Origin of the sequence: Paenarthrobacter sp. TAF1, assembly GCF_052113825.1 — a bacterium.
Lineage (GTDB): Bacteria > Actinomycetota > Actinomycetes > Actinomycetales > Micrococcaceae > Arthrobacter > Arthrobacter nicotinovorans.
The window spans coordinates 1-20,029 of sequence record NZ_JBFRDO010000024.1 but is presented as its reverse complement, the minus strand read 5'-3'; the positions used below and the strand labels follow the sequence as shown (position 1 = coordinate 20,029).

The window sequence follows — 20,029 nt, the reverse complement described above, 5'->3', positions numbered from 1 at the left end:
GCAGCGGCCCCGTCTTGTTGTGCGAGATACTGCTCCGGCAGTGAGCTGACTTGATGGAGGATCTTCGTGAACATACTGGTAAAGCTGTTTGGACTCGCCGTGAGCCTGGGCGCCGGCGCGCTCGCCAACAAGACGCTGGAAGGCCTCTGGGAGAAGAAAACGGGCAAGCCCGCCCCCAAGGACGGCACGGACCTCAATGACTCTTTGCCTGGTGTCCTGGTGTTCGCCATTGTGTCCGCCGGCGTTGGCGCAGTTGTCCACGTCCTCACCCAACGGGGCACGAAGAGTGCCCTGGCCCGCATGAAAAAGACAGCTGACGAGGTTTAACCATGGCTATAGCTAAATTCCCGAGTGTTGTCATCGATTGTCCCGATGCGGCCGCACTGGCTGCCTTCTACGCCGAACTCTTCGGCTGGGAAGTCGAGGACAAGGGCGGGTGGTTCGATATCCGGCCAAGTGACGGCAGCAACTGCATCTCTTTCCAGCAGGTGGACGTGTACCAGGCTCCCGTGTGGCCCGGTCGGACCATCCCGCAGCAAATGCACCTGGACATGATTGTGGAGGACCTGGACAAGAGCGAGGAATTTGCACTCTCCCTCGGTGCCAGCAAGGCGGATCACCAGCCAGGGGAAACATTCCGGGTGCTCCTTGACCCGGCCGGACACCCGTTCTGCCTCTGCCTTAGCTAACCCTGCCGGGCCGCCCACTGCTCTACCCGGCGGTTGCTCTCCTCCTCGGAGAGGTCCTCAACACGGGTCATGATGGACCAGCGAACGCCGAAGGGGTCCCGGATGCTGGCGTACCGGTCACCCGAAACAAAGGTGGCCAGCGGTTCCCGGACGGTTGCGCCCGCTTGCTCGGCCTTCCTGACCAGGCCGTCCGCGTCGGCGCAGTACAGGCCCAGGGAGTAGCAATCGTCCTCGCCATTCGGAGCCGGTACCAAGTGGTAGTCGGGGTTTGGCTCGCCGAGTTGGAGATGGCCGTGGCCGAAGTCCAACTCCGCGTGGACAACAACACCACCCATCTCCGTCTCGCCCACCACACGGGCTCCGAAGACGTCGCGATAGAAGCGTATGGCTTCCCTCGCGTTGGTTACGGCCAGGAACGGCGTGAGGCTGGTCAGGCCGTTGGGTACGCCATGGGTGGTGTACTGGCCGTTGGCTGCAGTGGTTGATTCTGTGCTTGTTGTGTCGGTCATGGCAACGACGCTACGCGCCAGCCGGGCAGCGACGCTTGCAGATTCGCGACAGCTTCACGTCTGGGGGCCGGCAGGACGGAACCGACGATCGATACGCGCGGACCTAGGGGGAACAGTGATGAACGATCCACGGCAATCAGCTCGGAATCTTCTTGAGCTGGACATCGTGACGATTGAGCGGTTATGGATCCGGTATTGGGCAGAAGGTGGAAGCGCCGATCTCCTGGAGCTGGATGCCTACGTGCATGAAGCCCTCAGGCCTCCCGCCTTCGAGCTCACTCTTCTTGGATGGGCCACGGAGAGGCTGCAGGGCGGCTGAGGACGCCGTTCACGGCGGGTCCAGTCCTGGCTATGGACGGCGGCCGGCAACGCCGTTGACAAGGGCCCGGGCCAATTCATGCAGTTTTTGGTTCCGGTCGTTGGAAGCCTTCTTCAGGATCTGGAATGCTTCATCCGGGGTGCACCTGTTCTGCGAAATAATCACACCGCAGGCAGTGTCGATGACCGACCGGGTTTCCATGGCGGCGTCAAGGTTCTCCGCTGTTTCGTTCAGGGTGGTTATCCGGATTGCTACCTGCAAGGCCTTGCCTGCGATTCCCGCGAAGGTCAGCGTGTCAGCAACGGCCTCGCGGGTAAATGTTCCGGGCTTGGGAGCAAAGAAGTTCAGGACAGCTGCAGAGTCATGCTCCAGCTCCATCGGCACGCCAAGAGTGCTCCGCATTCCGACGGCGGCCAGCTCCTGGCAGTATTTGTCCCACTGCGGCGAGGACAACGCGTCATCGAGAAGGACGGGGCGCCCGCTCTCCAGGGCGTCGATGCAGGGACCTTGCTCCAGCGACTGCTCGATCCGGTCCAGCAGCATCGCCTGTTCGCTGCTGCCTCCAATCGTCGCAGTACGTTTGCGTCGGCCCAACGTCACCGCACACTCAATTGCTGTTCCTGTGGACCGGGACGCTACCGCCGCGCCCAGTTCAGTAAGCCCGTTCAGGAACGCCCTGATGTCTTCGGCACCGGCAATCAGATCAGCCAGCTTGTTGGCGTCATCCGACCAGTCCTCCGCGGTCCCGGAACGCACAAAACCACCCGCCCTTCGCAAACAAGAACAAAGCACCAGGGGCCTCCCTGCTGAAGCCCGGGACACTCCGGTGCGGGAGAGTCGTGGGATGCAAAGCACCCAGGCCGCCGCTTGGTACCAAAGTTCCGGCAATAATCTAGCAGCAATTCCGGTCTTGAGGGACGGGACTCTGGCGCTCCACCATGGCAGTACCACTGGTGGCCCCTGCAGTCGGCAGCCGGGGGCGGTATATTCGTCGCTGACGGCAGCACACCGAACGGAGGTCCTGTGGAGAGCTCCTTCAAGGGCGTCCTCTATCCGGCGCGGTTGCCCACCTTCCATCGCGTTCCAGCGCCCGAGGCGGTGTCCCATCTGGTGCAGTGGTTCTGGATCCCCGAATGGGATATCGAGCCCGGCCGGTCCTCCCGGCAGCACCTGATCGCCTACCCCGCCTCCAATCTGGTGGTGCAAAGCGGAGCTGCGGGGTTTTCGGGTCCCACCACCCGGGCGGCATTCCGGGACCTCACCGGCAAGGGTTGGGCCGTTGGCGCCCTGCTCCGCCCGGCTGCGGTCCCGCTCTTCACCGACGATCCCGGGACTATGCGCGACCAGGAAGTGGCCTTGCCCCTGGAAGACCTTGTCTCCGCTGTCTCAGCAGCGATGGAGCCGCCTACCGGAAAGGCTCAGCCCGACGGCGGCACCCGCCGTGAGCGTGCGGCGGCTGCTTTCGCTCGCTGGCTGGCTTCCCGGGACGTGGTCCCGTCCGAGGAGGCGTTGCTCGCCAACCGGATGGTGGACATCATCGCATCCGAACCGGACGTGCTCCTGATTGAGGATGCAGCACGCCGCTTGGCAGTATCGCCGAGGACCTTGCAGAGACTTGCCAGGAAGTACGTTGGCCTGAGCCCTTCGGCCCTTATCCGGCGTCGCAGGCTGCAGGATGCCGCCGAGCGCGCAAGGTCCGATCCAACAGCGGACCTTGCCGCGATCGCCGTCGAACTTGGTTACGCAGACCATGCGCACCTGACGAACGACTTCCGGAAATACCTGGGCTTTACGCCGAGTACGTATCGGGGGTCAGCCGGGGAGTCGTGAGTGCCGGGACGGAAGGTTCAGCGGCGGCTTCACTGACCTCTGTATTGGTTGTTTCGCCGCGGAATGCCGCCAGCATGGCCTCGCGATCGAACTGCCCCTCCCACTTGGAGACGACGAACGTGGCAACACAATTGCCCAGGAGGTTGACCACGACGCGCATGGAGTCCATCAGCCGGTCGGCACCCAGAAGCAGGGCCACTCCCGCTACCGGGAAGATCCCCAGGGCGCCTGCCGTCGCCGAGAGGGCCAGGAAGGCCGATCCGGGAACGCCGGCCATGCCTTTGGACGTGAGCATCAGGATGCCGAGGGCGGCCAACTGCTGCCCGAGGTCCAGGTTGTGGCCGAAGGCCTGCGCGAGGAACAGGAGGGAGATTGAGAGGTAGAGCGCGGCGCCGTCGAGGTTGAAGGAGTATCCGGTGGGAACCACCAGGCCTGTTGTCGCCCGGGAGCAGCCGGCGTTGGTCAGCTTGGTCATGATGCGGGGCAGCACCGATTCGGTAGAGGCCGTACCCAGGGCCAGCAGGAACTCTTCGCGGGTGTACTTGATGAACTGCCACAGCGGGACGCGTGGGTAGACCCAGGCGACGACGAACAGCAAGGCTATGAAGACCACGGCTGAGCCATAGCAAGCCGCAATCAGCAGGGCGTAGGTACTGAGCGAGCTGAGACCGTACTGGCCGATGATGAAGGCCATGGCACCGAAAGCCCCCACTGGTGCAACCCGCATGACCCAGCCCATGATCTTGAAGAAGAGCTCCAGGGTGGTCTCCATGACATCGACGACGGGCTTGCACTTCTCGCGCCCGACAACCACGATGGCGGCGCCAAAGAACACAGCGAAGCACAGGACCTGAAGCAATGAGTTGGACGCGAACGCCCCCACCACGCTGGTGGGGATGATTCCGAGCAGGAATTGGCCCGCGTCTTTGGGCGGAGCAGCGGTGGTCTTGGCGTTCACCGCATCCGCTGACAAGGTGGCGGGATCGATGTTCAGGCCTGCACCCGGCTGCACGACGTTGGCTACTACAAGGCCGAATGCCAGCGCGAACAGCGTGGCGGCAGTGAAGTAGATCAGCGCTTTCACTCCTACCCGGCCCACGGCTTTCACGTCACCCACAGCGGAGATACCTGTGACGATAACCAGGAAAATCAGCGGGGCGATGATCATTTTGATGAGCTGGATGAAGCCGTCGCCCAGTGGGCGGAGAGCGGAACCAAGGTCCGGCCAGAGATAGCCGATGGCGATCCCCAACACCACGGCCACCAGGATCTGGAAGAACAAGGATTTGTACAAGGGCTTCTTTGCCGCGGGGCTCACAGCCGTGGCGGATGTTGGAATCTTCACAATGGCGCCTATCTATGCAAACGGCCGCGCAAGGTCACGGTCCGGGATCACATAAGACGCTATGGAAGGCTTGTTTCCGGAATGCTAATTCCAAGGTCTCGCTATGTTTAATATCGGAAGCAAGTTTCCACAATGCGGAAACCCAATTTGAATCCGACTCAGCGTTGCCGCAGCCCCGCCGCATCCAGCCACACGCCGGCCGCAATGACCCTTCCGCACTTCTCGCCGTAAGGGTAGTCGCCCTTCGGTGTGAACTCCAGTGTGCGGGTGGGCAGCGGGGCGCCGGTCTTGGAAGTGCCGTTCACCGTCACTTCGAGGGGAGACTCACTCAGGGCCGGCAACTCGAGGAAGCCCTGCAGGGTGCCATCCGGAGATGAGGTAGCCGAGCACACCCCGTCCGGCGTGCAGCTTTCGTCCGCTGTCACGGCGCCTGGGTTCAGCATGATGTCCTTCTCTGTGCACGCGGCGTCCTGGCAGGCCTTCAGCCGCAGGGAGCCGACCTGGTCCGCGTACTCGGCAACCACAGTGAGGGACACTCCCGCCACATGGCCAATCGCCGGGCAGGCGACCGGCTCGGCAACGCAGCCGGTCAGCAGGGCCACGGCCCCCGCCAGCGTGAAAGCCACTCCGATCTTCCCCATGCTTCAGAGTAGGACGGCGGTGGCCGCACCGCTACGCCGGAAGCTGCAAGCCGTCGTCGTGCATCTCCGCCAGGCCGTCGGCCAACAGCCCGTCCAGTGCCCGCTCAAGCTGCTCAGGTGCCGAGTTCAGCCGGTGCAGGGCGGCCAGCGGAATGCCGATGCCCGAGGCCTCGAATCCAAGGTCCGCGGGCGCCCGCTCAAACATGTCGCGCGGAACGGGGTGTGACGCTTCGCGCAGGACGGCCATCACGGCGCCGCGAACCTGGCGGTCGGTGCCGTGCCAGGACTGCCCCTTGGGCGTGTACGACGGCGGCGGCTCACCGGCCGCGAGCCACGCGCAGCTGGAGCGGACGGGACAGTCCGCGCATTTGGGATTGCGGGCCGTGCAGACCATCGCTCCCAACTCCATGACGGAGGCGTTCCAGCGGACGGACATGGCCTGGTCGTCGGGGAGGAGCGAGTCGGCGAGGCGCATTTCCGCCGCAGTGAGCGCAGGCGCCGGCAGGGCATTCCCCGAGATCAGCCGTGCGTGGACGCGGCGGATGTTGGTGTCCACCACGGTCTCCCGCCGCCCGAAGGCAAAAGCGGCGACGGCGGCAGCTGTGTAGCTGCCAACACCCGGCAGCCCCAGGAGCTCCGGATAAGTATCGGGAACCTTGCCGTCGTGCTGCTCGCGGATGGCGACGGCGGCAGCGTGCAGCCGGAGCGCACGGCGCGGATAACCCAGGCGCCCCCAGTGGCGGACCGCCTCACCGGAGGGCTCCGCGGCCAACCGGGCGGGTGTGGGCCAGCGCTCCATCCAGTCGAGCCACACGGGCAGGACCCGGACCACGGGGGTTTGCTGGAGCATGACTTCGCTGACCAGAATGCCCCAGGGGCTGCAGTCGGGCTCGCGCCATGGGAGGTCCCTGGCTGTCCGGGAAAACCACTGGTCCAGGGAGTCGTGGAGGCCGGCGAGCTGGACGGAATCGGGAAGTGTCATACTGCCATCCACTGTAGTGGAAACGACCGCGCGCACCCGCCCATGGCCGACGTCACACAGCCCCGGATTGCTGCCCTGCGGCGTGTAGGTTAGGTGCCCTGACAACCGCGAGCCTAGCCTAGAAGCATGGCCTCCAACGGTAAGCAGCAGTCGACCGCGCGCTCAACAGCGCCGGCGAAGGGTGCTGCCCGCGGCTCCTCCGGAACCCCGGCGAAAAAGAGGCGCCCCAGCCCTGCCGTGTACCGCCGTCGTCGGCAGGTTGTTTTCGGCGGCCTGCTGCTGGTGATCGCCCTGGTGGTTGTGGGGGTGCTGGCTGTCTCCGGGACTTTCGCCGGGAGTCCTGAGCCGCAAGCGGTGTCCACCTCCGAACCCGCGCAAGCGCCTACGCAGGGGAGCGCAGCGTCCACGACGCCGTCGCCGTCGGCTTCGCCCAGTCCCGTATGCGACTTCAACCTGATGACCGTCGCCGCGAAAACCGACAAGCCCGCCTACGGTGCGGAAGAAAAGCCGCTGCTCACCATGACAATCACCAACGGCGGCACTGCACCTTGCGAAGTCAACGTGGGCACGTCCCAGATGGAATACGTGGTGATGAGCGGATCCGACCGCATTTTCTCCTCCAAGGACTGCCAGACCGGCGGGGAGGACCTGGTGAAGACCATCCAACCGGGCAAGAGCGAGACTGCGAACTTCCCCTGGCAGCGGAACAGGTCGCTGGAAGGCTGCGGCGTGATCGACGCCAAACCCGGCGCCGGGGGCGCCTACTACACATTTGAGGCGCGGCTGGGAAACAAGGCCAGTCCCAAAGCGGTTTTCCAGCTGACCTGACACCCGCCGGAAAGCGTTCCGGCGGCCGGCGGCTTAGAGGAACCGGTCCAGCAGGCTCGCCTCGGCCATGCGGCTCAAACCCTCGCGGACCGTACGGGCACGCTGATCGCCGATGCCGTCCACGGTCATGAGATCGTCAATAGTGGCGGCCATCAGGTTCTGCAGCCCGCCGAAGTAGTCCACCAGACGGTCGGCGACAGCCTTGGGCACGGATTTCAAACCGGACAGCAAACGGTAGCCGCGCGGCTGGACCACCGCGTCCAACTGCTCAACGCCACCGGCAAACCCGATGATGTGGGCGATGCGGCTGAGGTCGATCAATTCCGTGGGTCCGAGGTTGAGCAGCGCCTGCACGGCTTCCTCAATCTCCTCGGGTGTGGTGTTGGGGTCCGAGTAATCCCGGATGATCACTTCACTGCCAGGTCCGCGGCCCACAGTGAGTTCCTCAACCTGCAGGGACAACAAGCGGCCGTCTTCGCCAAGTTCCAGGACGTACTGGGCAATTTCCTCAGAGATGCGCCGGACCATTTCCTGGCGCTGCAGGGTGACGGCAACGTCCCTGACCGTGACCAAAGCCTCGATCTCCAAGGCTGAAAGCGAACTGGTGACCTGGTCCAACCTGGCGCTGTAACGCTCCAGGGTCGCCAATGCTTGGTTGGCGCGTGCCAGGACCTTCTCCGACCCTTCCAGGACGTGGCGCAGGCCGTTCACGTACAACGCGATGATCTGCATGGATTGACTCACCGAGATGACGGGAACACCTGTTTGAATCGCGACGCGTTCGGCCGTGCGGTGCCGGGTACCGGATTCCTGGGTTTCGATGCTCGAGTCCGGGACCAGTTGCACGGCGGCGCGGACGATGTTGCTGGCGTCCTTGTCGCAGATGATGGCCCCATCCATCTTTGCCAGCTCGCGAAGCCGTGTGGGGGAGAAGTCGATGCCGATGTCGAAGCCACCCGAGCAGATGGAATCGATGGTGCGGTCATATCCCAGCACGATCAAAGCGCCGGTGCGCCCGCGGAGGATGCGCTCCAGGCCGTCACGCAACGGAGTTCCGGGTGCGACTCTGGCCAGGGTCGCCTTGAGCGACTCTTCCGGGCTCCGGGCCATAGGGTTTCCCTTCGAAGGTGCAAGCCCATGGCTCGCAGACATGCTGAATGCGGTGTCAGTTGGCGCATCCGAAAAATGGCCTTGTGACGACAAGCTCAATGATAGGGCTTCATCGCACCCTTAACCGCACCAGCAAGCCCCAAAGTGGGCCATTTCGTTATGTTCGGCAGTGCTCCGGAGGTGGGTTTTCGACGACGCCCGGCAGGCGCACTTTACGAACGAGGCCCGTTGACGTGGGCTCATATAACAAGTTGGTGTATTTATTGCCCGGCTGAGACCGGTGCTGCCCGTTCATCCATGGTTCTCAGTAATCAACCTGTCGCTTGAGCTTGTTTCCCAGCCACAGCATCGCAAGGCTCACTACGAGGAAGCCGACTGATATGGCCAGAGCGAAGACCACCACACCCGTCCAGCCTCCAGCACGCGCCGGGTCGATGAACCAGTAGGGATACCAGTTCACAAAGGCTCCCCGGATCAGGCTGTAGACCAGGTAGCCGATGGGGTAGAGAAGCCAGTACCAGATGTGCTTGGGCTTGAGGGTGGTCCGGGGCGGCTGGAACAGCCAATCCGCCACCATCACCACAGGCATCAGGTAGTGGACCACGAAGTTCACCCACGGGAGCAGGGACCCGAGGTCCTCGCCGGCAAGCAGGGCACCGAACACCAGCCCCACCACCGCCATGGCGATGGTGGCGGTCCCGCGGGTCACGTCGTCGGCCTCCGAGGGGCGTTTCCGGATCAGGACCCGGTAGCCGCTGATGAGGAGCACCAACGCAGCAAAGATGTTGGACAGATTGGTGAAGTAGCTGAAGAAGTTCCAGAGGTCGTAGCCCATGCCCAAATGAACCGTCAGCTGTGTACCCACCGCTATCAAGGTCAAAAGGCCAAAGAAGAAGCGTCCCCCGACAAGCACATTTCTCTTGGTCATGGGCCAATCCTTGCCCAAAGGAAGTCGGTGGGTGGCCCGACACCCCGAAAGTGTTAAGTGATCAGCAGTTCCAGTGCCTCTGCAAGGTGCCCCACCTCGCGCACGGAGAAGCCATCCGGGATGACCCCGGCCCCGGCAGGACTCGCCGGAACGATCGCGTGGGTGAACCCGAGCCGGTGGGCCTCCTGGATGCGCTGGTTGATCCCGGGAACAGGGCGGACCTCGCCCGCCAGGCCCACTTCGCCGAACGCAATGAGCCGCTGGGGGAGGGCCTTCCGCGACTTTGCCGACGCAACGGCCAGCGCCACCGCCAGGTCCGTGGCGGGCTCCGTAAGTTTCACGCCGCCCACCGTTGCCACGTAGGAATCGTCCTTATGGAGCATGCAGCCCGCACGTTGCTGCAGGACTGCCAGCAGCATTGCCACGCGGGAGCTTTCCAGGCCGCTGGTGGCGCGGCGAGGCTGGGAGTTGGGGCTCTCGGCAAGGAGCGACTGGACCTCGGCGAGCAAAGGCCGGCGGCCTTCCATGGTGACCGTGATGCACGTCCCGGACACCGGCTCACGGGTGCGTGAAACGAACAGTCCGCTGGGATCAGCCAGTCCTTCGATGCCTGTTTCGTTGAGGTCGAAACACCCGACATCGTCCGTGGCGCCGTACCGGTTCTTGACGGCCCGCAGCAGGCGGAGACGCGAATGGCGCTCGCCTTCGAACTGGCACACGACGTCCACCAGGTGCTCCAGCAAACGCGGACCGGCGATGGTGCCTTCCTTGGTCACGTGGCCCACCAGCAAGGTGGTCATGTTGCGCTTTTTGGCCGCGGCAATGATGGAGGCCGCAACCTCGCGTACCTGCGAAACACCGCCGGCGCTGCCCTCCACATTCGCGCTGCTCAACGTTTGCACGGAGTCAACAATCAGCAGCTTGGGCTCAAGCTTCTCCACCTGGCCCAGCGCCTGCCCGAGGTCGGTCTCCGCTGACAGGTAAAGGGTGTGGGCGACGGCGTCGATCCGCTCAGCGCGCAGCTTCACCTGGGCTGCCGACTCCTCGCCCGTGATGTAAAGGACGTCCTGCCCGGTCCGCGCGAACTTGGCCGCGACGTCCAGCAGCAGCGTGGATTTTCCGACGCCGGGTTCCCCGGCGAGCAGGATCACGGCACCAGGAACAAGCCCGCCTCCCAGGACGCGGTCCAGTTCGTCCACTCCGGTGGGCAGGAACGCGGCGGTGGTCCCGTCGACCTCGGCGATGCGGCGGGCCGGCTCCAAAACGGTGGCGGCCGCCGTCGTGCGCGCAACAGTGGCGCCGTATTCCTCGACGGTTCCCCAGGCCTGGCACTCACCGCAGCGCCCCACCCACTTGATGGCTGTCCAGCCGCATTCTGCGCACTTGTAGGCGGGTGTCTTGGATGCGCGCGATGTCTTTGAAGCCATGCGTTCCAGACTAGTCGTGGGGACTGACAGTATTGGCCGGGACCGACAGTACGGCCTTAAGTGCAATTCGCACTCGTTAACGTAGCCTTCGACCCTTGGAGATCTATTGCTGCGCGGGCGATTTGTATGTGTGGGCTGTCACGGCTCTGAGAGTGCCGCGGTTTCATCGGCGCCTACGTCGCTCATTGACGTTGGTTTCTGCGCCCAAAGCGGTTTGCCCAAAAGGTGAGTCTGGTCGATGTGAATCAGACCGGCATCGAATTGCCGTAGTGCGTTGTAGACCTTCCTCATTTCGCCGCGATCCGCAATCAGCCCGCGTCTCACCGCGCTACTGAGGATCCAAGGCGTGTCAATGATTTTGAGTCCAAACTTGCTGGCCAACTGCTGGCCTCTGTACTCGTCGATCACTACATATACGTCTTCCCCGCGGTCTTTCCGCACCATTGCGTGGGCGATCACGAGAACCTCGCCTAAATCGCGACCCTCCATGAGCCTCTGAGCGAGCGGCATTCCCGTTAGTTTTACGACTGCCTCTGAAAGTGCGTTCAGGTCCTCTTCTGAGACATGGGAGTCCAGGATCCCAATATGGTCGTGGCTGACAAGCCAGTGCCAGTTTGGAACGGTGGCGGGCGGAAAGTCGCGGCGGTTAGATCCGCGATTGGTGATTTCACCATCCACTACGTCGGGGACATGCAGTTGATTGGAACCCCGTCGGAGCACTTCGAGGAGCAATGCGTGCTTGGCGGCCGCGCAGAAAGTGATGCAGGGTCCTGCATCGAGGATTGTAATCTGTGCGGCCATCGCTCAGTCTCCGAAAGCGTCGAGGTCGGCCCATGCGACGTCGATAACTTCAGGATGAATGCCTGCCTCTTCGAGCTCGCGGAGCAGTTGGTCTGTGTCTACGCCGCTGAGTGCGGCCAAACCTTGGACTGAAACCAGGTTGCGAATATACCCCTCCGTGGCATTCTCAACCAGGCGCTGCGGTGGTCTTGGGGTGAGGCTTTCGGCGGCCATGGCTCTGTAGTCGCCGATCCAGCCGAACCGAAGTGCCAGCGAATGTGCAGTCTGAGGCCACCACTGTGTTTTCTGCGTAGTTGTGATCCAGCCTTCTGAGTGCATTTGGATGAGTGCGAAGTTCGGGGAGACCTGATAGTGCCGCACAACGGACGAAACGTCACGGAGCCGGGCGCTACCCTTATCGACATTCAAATCTTCAAGGAAAGCTGAGACTCCCCCAACCGGAGCCAAGAGGTGGCGCGAAAAGGTGTCGGCTCTGATCTCTTCGGGCCTTCTGGCTGAGGGGTCATGTGGTAGTCCGGCCTCGTTGTCTTTGAAGACGATATGTCCCAGCTCATGGCCAAGGGACGATCTTTGGCGACCCGGAACACCGGTCGTTGCAACACCAATCACAGATTTTTCGCGAACCGGATCTGTCAACACCATGCCATCCATGCCTGCCGGCATTTCCAGAATCGCTACATCGACTCCCGGAGCAACAAGGCCAATGAGTTCGTGAAGGTCGGCTATGGGTCCGAGGCCCAGTCCCAGGCTATTCCTGATGCCTTCAGCTGCGAGATAGGCCTCCCGCTCGCTTGGTCCGATGCTGTGCGGAATTGGAGCGCGCTCTGGCGTCATGCGCCGATGCCGTGACTGGCCAGGTACGCGTCCATTTCCAGGAACTGGGTGAGCTTCCTTTTCACTTCCGCGGCATCGGCTGTAGGAAGATTTGCTCGGCTGGCCACGAGCACACGATCGCGGACTGGGTTCTCAGCGAGAAGTGCCTCCGCCGGGCAGCCCAAAGCCCAAGCAATCGAAATTATCTCGTCCATCCTCGGCCTCCGGAGGCCGCTTTCAATGCGCGCCAGCGTGGACTGTGAGATGCCCGTCTCTGCCTCGAGGTCCCGCTGGGTCCGCCCGGCTTCTGCTCGTCGGGCGGCAATTCGTTGTCCTAAGTCAGCCGTCGCCACGGGAACCCCCACTGAATCAATTTTCGAAAACTTGATTCAAGTCTAGCGCATTTGACACCCCGAGGCATCCCGATGGCTCACGGCGCATGTCGTTTCGGGCCCCGTATCGAGATTCGGGAAACAACCTCCTCGATTCAAGCGGCCCGTCCGTAGCGCACCGCGTCAACGAACACTGCCAGGCCAAACACGCCCAGTGCCACACCCATCGACGCCACCACGTCGGTGAGCCAGTGGTAGCCAAGGTAGAGCCGGCTGTAGGCGACCAGCAGCGTCAGCAGGGCGGCCCCTGCGTAGGCGGCCACCGCCGTCGTGCGTGTTCCTGAACGAGATACCAGCAAGTAGGCCAGGACAAGCGTGAAGACCGCGGCGCCGAGCGTGTGGCCGGAGGGGAAGGACAGGGCGTCATCGGGACCCAGGAGGAAGTCCGACGACGACGGCCGCGACCGGGAAACGTCCAGCTTGATGACCGCCGCGAGCACCACGGAAAGCACCATCGCGCCCATCAGGATGGCCGGACGCCACAGTTCCTTCTTCCACAGGGCCCATGCCACGGCGACCAGGCCGCCGATGATGGACATCATGGTGGGTGAGGTGGCTTCCGAGACGCCGGCCAGGAAGGCCGTTGCCAAAGCGTTGCGCGAATCGACAACCACCGAGTGAACGGCTCCGTCGAGCGTCGCCAGGCCGCTCGAGGACAACACGGAAGCGAACATCAACCAGAAGACCACGTCCCCGGCAACAAACAACCCGCCCGCCCACAGGAACAGGACCCGCTGCCGCACCCGAAGGGCGGGGGCAGGTTTTGGGCGCAGGGCCAGACGCGCAGAAGGTGCAGAAAGCATCGGCCCATTATCCACAGCGTAAATGGGACTTGGCTGGGAACGCCGGGCGAAAGCTACAGCGCGGGCAGTACCGCCCGGGCTTCCTCAGGTTCCATCCCGCTGGCCTCAAGCAGGTCCACCATGAGCGGCCGGAACAGCATCACCACGGTTTCGCCTTCGAGCCTCTGGACGTCAAGCATCTTCGGGTGCAGCCGGGCGGCGATGTCCGAGAGGTCGTTCCTGGCCCGCCGCAGATGCACCCTGCGCGTTCCTTCGCTCTGCTCGGACAGCCCGATGGTCATCTCGTCGATGGCGGCCGCAGTTTCCTGCAGGACCTCCGAGATGCTCTCGATCGCCTCGTCGGACAAAGCCGCGTGGTTGATGGCACTGGTGAGGCGGCGTGCGAACACCCGGCTGTTGCGCAGTGCGAGGTCGATGTACTCCAGCGAATGCTCCAGGCCGGCGAGTTCATCGCGGTGCCGGCGATGCGCCGGGGCCAGCGTCGCCACCTCGCCGGAAGCCCGCAGCGTTTGCCGCATCCGGTCCACCAAAGGCTGGCAGTTGCGGCCACGGATCAGGGCGTGCCAGGCAGTGGTGGAGTCGCTTTCGATCATGGCCGTGGCACACTCACGAAGAACCTCGGCGAGCTCGTGCAGGATCTTCTGGATGTCCTTCCGCGGTTCCCGGCGCGGATCCTTGGGCACCAGGATGGTCACCAGCAGCGCAAACACGCCACCCACCACGGCATCCAGGCTGCGCGTAAAAGGCCCGCCGGCCGGCGCCGGAAGCAACACCACCAGAAGCGACTGCAGCCCCAGCTGGGTGGTGAAAATAGTCCCGCTGTCCAGGAACCTGGCCAACAGGATCGAGAAGAGAAGTACGACGGCGGCCTGCCAGATCCCGGCGCCCAGCCAGTGAAGCAGCAAATCACCAACCACGATGCCCAGTGTGCAGCCCAGGCCTACCTCTATCACCCGGCGCAGCCTGGGATCGCGTGAGAAACCCAAGGCAATCAGGGAAGACGTTGCGGCGAACAGAGGCCCCTGGTGGCCCAACACGTATTCGGCGAAAGCGTAGGCGCCAACCGCGCAAACCGTCATTTGGATGGCCGGCGTCAACGAGTTCCGGCTCCGGACCAGGCCGGTCCTGACTCTGGCCCGCAGAAACCTCTTGCTTGCGTTCAGTCCCTTAGCGGCAGCCATGTCCTTCAGTCTATTTCCCCGCCCGCCATGTGCCAGGGAGCGACGAGCGCAACCGGGGAACCACTCAAGGTGGCGCGCGCCACATAACCCAATGGTCCGCCGTCGTTCACCTTCCGTTCACCTGCCACCGCAGATCCCGTTACCTGCGCTCCTTACCTTCAGTAAAGGAACAAAAAGGTCCACAGCTCGCGCACGCCGAAATCTCCGTTCGGAACGCATCTGAGAAATCCCTGGAAGGGGCACATCCAAGTGAAGGCAACTCGCTTCGGCCGCAACGCGGCAATCGCGGTCATCGCAGCAGGCGCACTCGCGCTCACCGCTTGCGGTTCTGACAACGCAACCGGCACCACTGGCGGCACCCAGTCCGCAGCAGCCGGCACCAAGGTAACCGGCACCCTGACCGGTATCGGCGCCTCCTCCACCGGCGCAGCAATGGACGCTTGGAAGGCCGGTTTCGCCTCCGCAAACCAGGGCGCCACTGTCCAGTACTCCCCGGACGGTTCCGGCGCGGGCCGCAAGGCAATCATCGACGGCTCGGCACAGTTCGCCGGCTCGGATGCCTACCTGAAGGATGACGAGCTCGAGGCTTCCAAGGCCAAGTGCGGCCCCGAGGGTGCCATCAACATCCCGGTCTACATCTCCCCGATCGCCGTCGCCTTCAACATCCCTGACGTCAAGGAACTGAAGCTCGACGCCGCAACGGTCGCCAAGATCTTCCGCGGCGAAATCGCCAACTGGAACGATCCCGCCATCGCAGCCCTTAACGCAGGCGTCACCCTCCCGGACCTCAAGGTCACCCCGGTGAACCGCTCCGATGACTCCGGCACCACCACCAACTTCACCGACTACCTCGCAGCCGCTGCTCCCGAGGTCTGGACCGACAAGGCTGCCGGCGTATGGCCCGCATCCCTGAAGGGCGAAAACGCCAAGGGAACCTCCGGCGTCGTCAAGACCGTCACCGACACCCCGGGTGCCGTGACCTACGCCGATGACTCCGCAGTTTCCGGCAAGCTGGGCACCGCCTCCATCAAGGTGGGCGAAGAGTTCGTCAAGATCTCTGCCGACGCTGCTGCCAAGGCTGTCGAAGCAGGCAAGCCCGTTGACGGCCGCGCCAGCAACGACGTTGCCATCAAGCTGGACCGCAAGACCACCGCATCGGGTGCCTACCCGGTAGTCCTCGTCTCGTACCACGTTGTCTGCACCACCTACGAGACCAAGGAAGTTGCTGACCTGGTCAAGGCCTTCGAAACCTACGTAGTTTCGGATGAGGGACAGAAGACCGCTGCCGACGCCGCGAAGTCCGCACCGCTCTCCAAGACCCTGCAGGACAAGGCAAAGACCGCCATCGAATCCATCAAGGCCAAGGCCTAAGGTTCCCGGCGGGTTCGCTGAACCCGGCTGAACACTGAAGTTCCCTGTCCCGCACGGAGTGGCCGCAGAGCCGCCCGGGCGGGGCAGGGAACTTAGCCATGTATGACCAGTTCACTCCAGACTGAAGGATCGTGAAGTGACCACCAACTCCCTGACAACCTCCCAAGGCGCAGGACGCGCCGGGGACAAGGTTTTCTCCGGGGCCGCAATGGCCGCAGGGTGCCTTATTCTTGCGGTTCTCTTCGGAGTCGCGTTGTTCCTCGTGGTGCAGGCGATCCCCGCGCTCACCGCACCGCCCGCCGACATCCAGGGCGGACACGGCTTCTTCGCCTACATCGCCCCGATCGTAGTGGGCACGTTGATCGCCGCCGTGATCGCATTGGTCATCGCCACCCCCGTGGCAATCGGCGTTGCCCTGTTCATCTCGCACTACGCCCCGCGCAGGCTCGCCGCCGGCCTGGGCTACGTGGTGGACCTCCTGGCCGCCATCCCTTCCGTTGTTTACGGCGCTTGGGGCGCGGCTTTCCTGGCCAAGGAAATCTCGCCCGCCTATGACTGGCTGGCCACCTACCTCGGCTGGATCCCGATCTTCGAAGGTCCCGCTTCGGCCACCGGCAAGACCATCCTCACCGCCGGCATTGTCCTGTCCGTCATGGTCCTTCCCATCATCACCTCCCTGTCCCGCGAAATCTTCCTGCAGACCCCCAAGCTGCACGAAGAAGCAGCACTGGCCCTGGGAGCCACCCGCTGGGAAATGATCAAGATGGCTGTGCTGCCGTTCGGTCGCCCCGGCATCATCAGCGCTATCATGCTCGGGCTTGGCCGGGCCCTGGGGGAGACCATGGCTGTTGCCCTGGTGCTGTCCTCGGGCGTCCTCACCGCGAGCCTCATCCAGTCCGGCAACCAGACCATTGCCGCGGAGATCGCCCTGAACTTCCCCGAAGCGAGCGGCCTGAAGGTCAACACCCTGATCGCTGCCGGCCTGGTGCTCTTCGTCATCACCCTCGGCGTGAACATGATCGCCCGCTGGATCATCACACGGCACAAAGAATTCTCGGGAGCCAACTAAATGACCGCCACAGTAGCCCGCAAGCGCTCCGCACTCACCAAGGGCCAACTGCCAAAGTTCGCGCCCTACATCGTGCTGGCCGTCGCACTCGTCGTAGCAGCGGCCATCATGGCACTGATCGGCTTCAACGCCTTCGGCTGGGGCATTGTCGCCGCGATCCTCTTCGCTGTCGGCCTGGTTTCCTGGAGCGGCGCTGTTGAAGGCGCCCGCAAAGCCAAGGACAAGCTGGCCACCTGCCTGGTGGTGGGTGCGTTCCTGATCGCGCTCCTGCCCTTGATTTCGGTGATCGTCACGGTGCTGATCAACGGCATCCCGGGGCTCATCACACCCGGATTCCTGGGCACCTCCATGAACGGTGTCACCGGCGCATTCGACAACAAGGCGGCAGAAGAAGGCGCACCCGTGCTGGGCGGCATCTACCACGCCCTGATGGGCACCATCCAGATCACCCTCCTGGCCACTGTCATCTCGGTACCGGTGGGCCTGCTCACCTCGATCTACCTCGTGGAATACGGCAACGACCGTCCGCTGGCCCGCGCCATCACGTTCTTTGTGGATGTCATGACAGGCATTCCCTCGATCGTGGCCGGCCTCTTCGCGGCAGCGTTCTTCTTCGCCATCGTAGGCCCGGGCACCAAGACCGGTGCGGTGGCCGCCGTCGCGCTTTCCGTCCTGATGATCCCGGTGGTGGTCCGCTCCAGCGAGGAAATGCTGAAGATCGTCCCGAACGAGCTCCGCGAGGCCTCCTACGCGCTGGGCGTGCGCAAGTGGCGCACCATCACCAAAGTGGTCATCCCGACGGCGATCTCCGGCATCGCTTCCGGCGTCACCTTGGCGATCGCCCGAGTGATCGGTGAAACCGCCCCCATCCTGGTGACCGCCGGGTTCGCCACCACCATCAACAACAACGTGTTCGGCGGCTGGATGGCCTCGCTGCCCACGTTCATCTACACGCAGATCCTCAACCCGACGTCGCCGTCCAACCCTGGTCCCTCGGACCAGCGTGCTTGGGGCGCCGCGCTGGTGCTGATCATCCTGGTGATGCTCCTGAACCTCGGAGCCCGCCTCATCGCCCGCATGTTCGCGCCCAAGACGGGCCGCTAGCCGGGTCTGCCGGGCCGCCCGGCACTCAAAACTTCCAGAACCCCCAAGGAACAAAGGAACACCATGTCCAAGCGCATCGACGTCAAAGACCTGAATGTCTACTACGGCAATTTCCTGGCCGTCGAGGACGTCAACATCAACATCCAAGCCAAGTCCGTCACGGCTTTCATTGGCCCTTCCGGCTGCGGCAAGTCCACCTTCCTCCGCACGCTGAACCGCATGCACGAGGTCCTTCCCGGCGCCCGCGTCGAGGGCGAAGTGCTCCTGGACGGCGACAACCTTTACGGTCCCGGCGTGGACCCCGTGACCGTCCGCACCCAGGTTGGCATGGTCTTCCAGCGCCCCAACCCGTTCCCCACCATGTCCATCCGCGACAACGTGCTGGCGGGCGTGAAGCTGAACAACAAGAAGATCTCCAAGGGAGCAGCCGATGCACTCGTTGAGAAGTCCCTTGTTGGTGCCAACCTTTGGAACGAGGTCAAGGACCGCCTGGACAAGCCGGGGTCCGGTCTTTCCGGTGGCCAGCAGCAGCGTCTGTGCATCGCCCGCGCCATCGCCGTCGAGCCTCAGGTGATCCTCATGGATGAGCCCTGCTCCGCCCTTGACCCCATCTCCACGCTGGCCGTCGAAGACCTCATCAATGAGCTCAAGGACCAGTACACCGTGGTGATCGTGACCCACAATATGCAGCAGGCCGCCCGCGTGTCCGACAAGACCGCGTTCTTCAACATCGCAGGCACCGGCAAGCCCGGCAAGCTGATCGAGTTCGCCGATACCACCAGCATCTTCAACAACCCGTCCCAGAAGGCCACGGAAGACTACGTGTCCGGTCGCTTCGGATAAGGGTTCCGCGGGTTCCGGCTTTCTATGGGGGGAGTCGGCACAGAACGACGGCGGCCGTCGCCTTGGGGGTACGGCCGCCGTCGTTTTTTGTTGCCTAACTGAGGGGGCAGATATCGACCCAATGACTGCTCACTGGGCCGTTGTCCGTCCAAGTGGGGTTACAGGCGTGTGAGCGGGGAGAGCGCAAGCTCCAGGATGAACGCCGCTATTGCGGTGACCCAGCGGCAGGTCAGGAGTGCGGTCCTGAGGCATTAGGCGACAATGCAGTGATTTTTGCTGGTGGTGTAATTATTCGTTCCGAACCGGAAACAACATGTACGAGCAGGCCATTCTGCTCAGTTGTTCCAGGGGGGAAGGACCCAGACCAATGAAGTACCACCGATCCCGCTTTGCCAAGTCCGCCACTCTGGCATCGCTTGCGCTGGCACTGACACTTACAGCCTGCATACCTGCAAACCCGCCGGGTATTTCCACCGCTCGGGGAGTATCAGAACGCCCTATGCCCGCCACCCAGCCTCTCGCCGCGGTTATTGATCAGATACTGCCGGCGCCTGAATCCAGCGCAACTAATCGGCTGGAAAACCCGGTCCTGCTCGAAGTGCCATCATCGGTCATGGTCCCCGCGGCCACCGTTGCACCATCCCAGGAACAGTCAGGTACCGTGCCAGCAGCGGCGCCCGTTCCTGCTGCTGCCCCACCAATCGCTACTGCCCCAGAGGCGACCGCTCCGCCAGCCGCACCACCAGCAACCGCGCCCGCCGGCCCAGCTGCGGGCGCGTGCACCCCTGACAACATCGATATCCGGCGGAACGACCAAGTCCAGGCGATTAAGCCCATCCCGGCCAATGAGCAGCAGTACTACACCGTCCTTGGTTGCACCGAAGGCTGGCTCGCGTACTCCATTTCAGATGAGGGGATCAGGGCCATCGGCCTCGACGGTGGCAACGTTTATTTCAACTTTGCCACGCTCCAAAGCAACGGCCGATACCTGACCGATTTCACACAGTTGTGGACCAGCGTCCATAACTGGGACTTTCTCGCCTA

22 protein-coding genes and 1 pseudogene are annotated in these 20,029 nt (G+C 63.3%); 10 read left to right on the top strand and 13 right to left on the bottom strand.

The window, feature by feature from the left end:
- Positions 1–66 precede the first annotated feature (66 nt).
- Entirely contained in the window at positions 67–327 is a 261-nt protein-coding gene (locus AB4Y81_RS19765) for a DUF4235 domain-containing protein (RefSeq protein ID WP_018780111.1), read from the top strand.
- A 2-nt stretch (positions 328–329) separates the two neighbouring features.
- Positions 330–689, top strand: coding sequence for a VOC family protein (locus AB4Y81_RS19760; protein ID WP_441996645.1), 360 nt, complete (start codon positions 330–332; stop codon positions 687–689).
- Here the strand turns inward: AB4Y81_RS19760 and AB4Y81_RS19755 are convergent.
- The gene (locus tag AB4Y81_RS19755; protein ID WP_416430274.1) at positions 686–1,198 is read right to left on the bottom strand and encodes a VOC family protein; all 513 of its coding nucleotides are present in this window, start codon (positions 1,196–1,198) and stop codon (positions 686–688) included. The genes AB4Y81_RS19760 and AB4Y81_RS19755 overlap by 4 nt on opposite strands.
- A gap of 118 nt (positions 1,199–1,316) precedes the next feature.
- On the opposite strand from AB4Y81_RS19755, the gene AB4Y81_RS19750 reads away from it, so the two are divergent.
- Entirely contained in the window at positions 1,317–1,517 is a 201-nt protein-coding gene (locus AB4Y81_RS19750; RefSeq protein ID WP_018780114.1) for a hypothetical protein, read from the top strand.
- A gap of 30 nt (positions 1,518–1,547) precedes the next feature.
- Here the strand turns inward: AB4Y81_RS19750 and AB4Y81_RS19745 are convergent, their stop codons facing one another.
- Positions 1,548–2,273 (bottom strand): GAF and ANTAR domain-containing protein, encoded by a 726-nt coding sequence (locus AB4Y81_RS19745; RefSeq protein ID WP_441996643.1) that lies wholly within the window; start codon positions 2,271–2,273, stop codon positions 1,548–1,550.
- 267 nt (positions 2,274–2,540) lie between these two features.
- On the opposite strand from AB4Y81_RS19745, the gene AB4Y81_RS19740 reads away from it, so the two are divergent.
- A complete protein-coding gene (locus tag AB4Y81_RS19740; protein WP_441996641.1) occupies positions 2,541–3,347 on the top strand; it encodes a helix-turn-helix domain-containing protein in 807 nt (268 codons plus the stop codon).
- Here the strand turns inward: AB4Y81_RS19740 and dctA are convergent.
- From dctA to AB4Y81_RS19725, 3 genes are all read right to left on the bottom strand, one after another.
- A complete protein-coding gene (gene dctA / locus AB4Y81_RS19735) occupies positions 3,307–4,692 on the bottom strand; it encodes a C4-dicarboxylate transporter DctA (protein WP_441996639.1) in 1,386 nt (461 codons plus the stop codon). The genes AB4Y81_RS19740 and dctA overlap by 41 nt on opposite strands.
- Before the next feature lie 158 nt (positions 4,693–4,850).
- Positions 4,851–5,333 (bottom strand): hypothetical protein, encoded by a 483-nt coding sequence (locus tag AB4Y81_RS19730; RefSeq protein WP_039239190.1) that lies wholly within the window; start codon positions 5,331–5,333, stop codon positions 4,851–4,853.
- 31 nt (positions 5,334–5,364) lie between these two features.
- Positions 5,365–6,315: an A/G-specific adenine glycosylase gene (locus tag AB4Y81_RS19725; protein ID WP_441996638.1), complete on the bottom strand. Its 951-nt coding sequence runs from the start codon at positions 6,313–6,315 to the stop codon at positions 5,365–5,367.
- Positions 6,316–6,441: 126 nt separating this feature from the next.
- Between AB4Y81_RS19725 and AB4Y81_RS19720 the strand changes: the two genes are divergently transcribed.
- Complete coding sequence (locus AB4Y81_RS19720) at positions 6,442–7,143, top strand: hypothetical protein (protein WP_441996636.1); 702 nt, start codon at positions 6,442–6,444, stop codon at positions 7,141–7,143.
- A 33-nt stretch (positions 7,144–7,176) separates the two neighbouring features.
- Here AB4Y81_RS19720 and disA read toward each other — a convergent pair whose 3' ends face one another.
- The 8 genes from disA to AB4Y81_RS19680 form a co-directional block, all read right to left on the bottom strand.
- On the bottom strand, positions 7,177–8,253 hold the full coding sequence (gene disA / locus AB4Y81_RS19715) for a DNA integrity scanning diadenylate cyclase DisA (RefSeq protein ID WP_018780121.1): 1,077 nt from the start codon (positions 8,251–8,253) through the stop codon (positions 7,177–7,179).
- A gap of 304 nt (positions 8,254–8,557) precedes the next feature.
- Entirely contained in the window at positions 8,558–9,181 is a 624-nt protein-coding gene (locus AB4Y81_RS19710) for a Pr6Pr family membrane protein (RefSeq protein ID WP_018780122.1), read from the bottom strand.
- Positions 9,182–9,234: 53 nt separating this feature from the next.
- Entirely contained in the window at positions 9,235–10,608 is a 1,374-nt protein-coding gene (gene radA, locus AB4Y81_RS19705) for a DNA repair protein RadA (RefSeq protein WP_189076356.1), read from the bottom strand.
- A gap of 138 nt (positions 10,609–10,746) precedes the next feature.
- Positions 10,747–11,409, bottom strand: a complete 663-nt coding sequence (locus tag AB4Y81_RS19700; RefSeq protein ID WP_189076357.1) for a hypothetical protein — start codon at positions 11,407–11,409, stop codon at positions 10,747–10,749.
- 3 nt (positions 11,410–11,412) lie between these two features.
- On the bottom strand, positions 11,413–12,243 hold the full coding sequence (locus tag AB4Y81_RS19695; RefSeq protein ID WP_189076358.1) for an ImmA/IrrE family metallo-endopeptidase: 831 nt from the start codon (positions 12,241–12,243) through the stop codon (positions 11,413–11,415).
- Positions 12,240–12,575 carry a helix-turn-helix domain-containing protein gene (locus AB4Y81_RS19690; protein WP_144027690.1) on the bottom strand — a complete coding sequence of 112 codons (336 nt, stop codon included), beginning with the start codon at positions 12,573–12,575 and terminating at the stop codon, positions 12,240–12,242. Before AB4Y81_RS19690 ends, AB4Y81_RS19695 begins: the two co-directional genes overlap by 4 nt.
- A gap of 134 nt (positions 12,576–12,709) precedes the next feature.
- Positions 12,710–13,417: a phosphatase PAP2 family protein gene (locus AB4Y81_RS19685; protein ID WP_189076359.1), complete on the bottom strand. Its 708-nt coding sequence runs from the start codon at positions 13,415–13,417 to the stop codon at positions 12,710–12,712.
- A gap of 53 nt (positions 13,418–13,470) precedes the next feature.
- Positions 13,471–14,598, bottom strand: coding sequence for an FUSC family protein (locus AB4Y81_RS19680; protein ID WP_018780125.1), 1,128 nt, complete (start codon positions 14,596–14,598; stop codon positions 13,471–13,473).
- A gap of 249 nt (positions 14,599–14,847) precedes the next feature.
- Here AB4Y81_RS19680 and pstS point away from each other — a divergent pair, with 249 nt between their 5' ends.
- From pstS to AB4Y81_RS19655, 5 genes and pseudogenes are all read left to right on the top strand, one after another.
- Positions 14,848–15,969, top strand: a complete 1,122-nt coding sequence (gene pstS / locus AB4Y81_RS19675; RefSeq protein WP_018780126.1) for a phosphate ABC transporter substrate-binding protein PstS — start codon at positions 14,848–14,850, stop codon at positions 15,967–15,969.
- Positions 15,970–16,105: 136 nt separating this feature from the next.
- Positions 16,106–17,038, top strand: a complete 933-nt coding sequence (gene pstC / locus AB4Y81_RS19670; RefSeq protein WP_018780127.1) for a phosphate ABC transporter permease subunit PstC — start codon at positions 16,106–16,108, stop codon at positions 17,036–17,038.
- Positions 17,039–18,142 carry a phosphate ABC transporter permease PstA gene (gene pstA / locus AB4Y81_RS19665; protein ID WP_055973712.1) on the top strand — a complete coding sequence of 368 codons (1,104 nt, stop codon included), beginning with the start codon at positions 17,039–17,041 and terminating at the stop codon, positions 18,140–18,142.
- A gap of 63 nt (positions 18,143–18,205) precedes the next feature.
- Positions 18,206–18,985, top strand: coding sequence for a phosphate ABC transporter ATP-binding protein PstB (gene pstB, locus AB4Y81_RS19660; protein ID WP_039239203.1), 780 nt, complete (start codon positions 18,206–18,208; stop codon positions 18,983–18,985).
- Between the two features lie 367 nt (positions 18,986–19,352).
- Positions 19,353–20,029 (top strand): annotated as a pseudogene (locus AB4Y81_RS19655) (hypothetical protein); the annotation flags it as partial.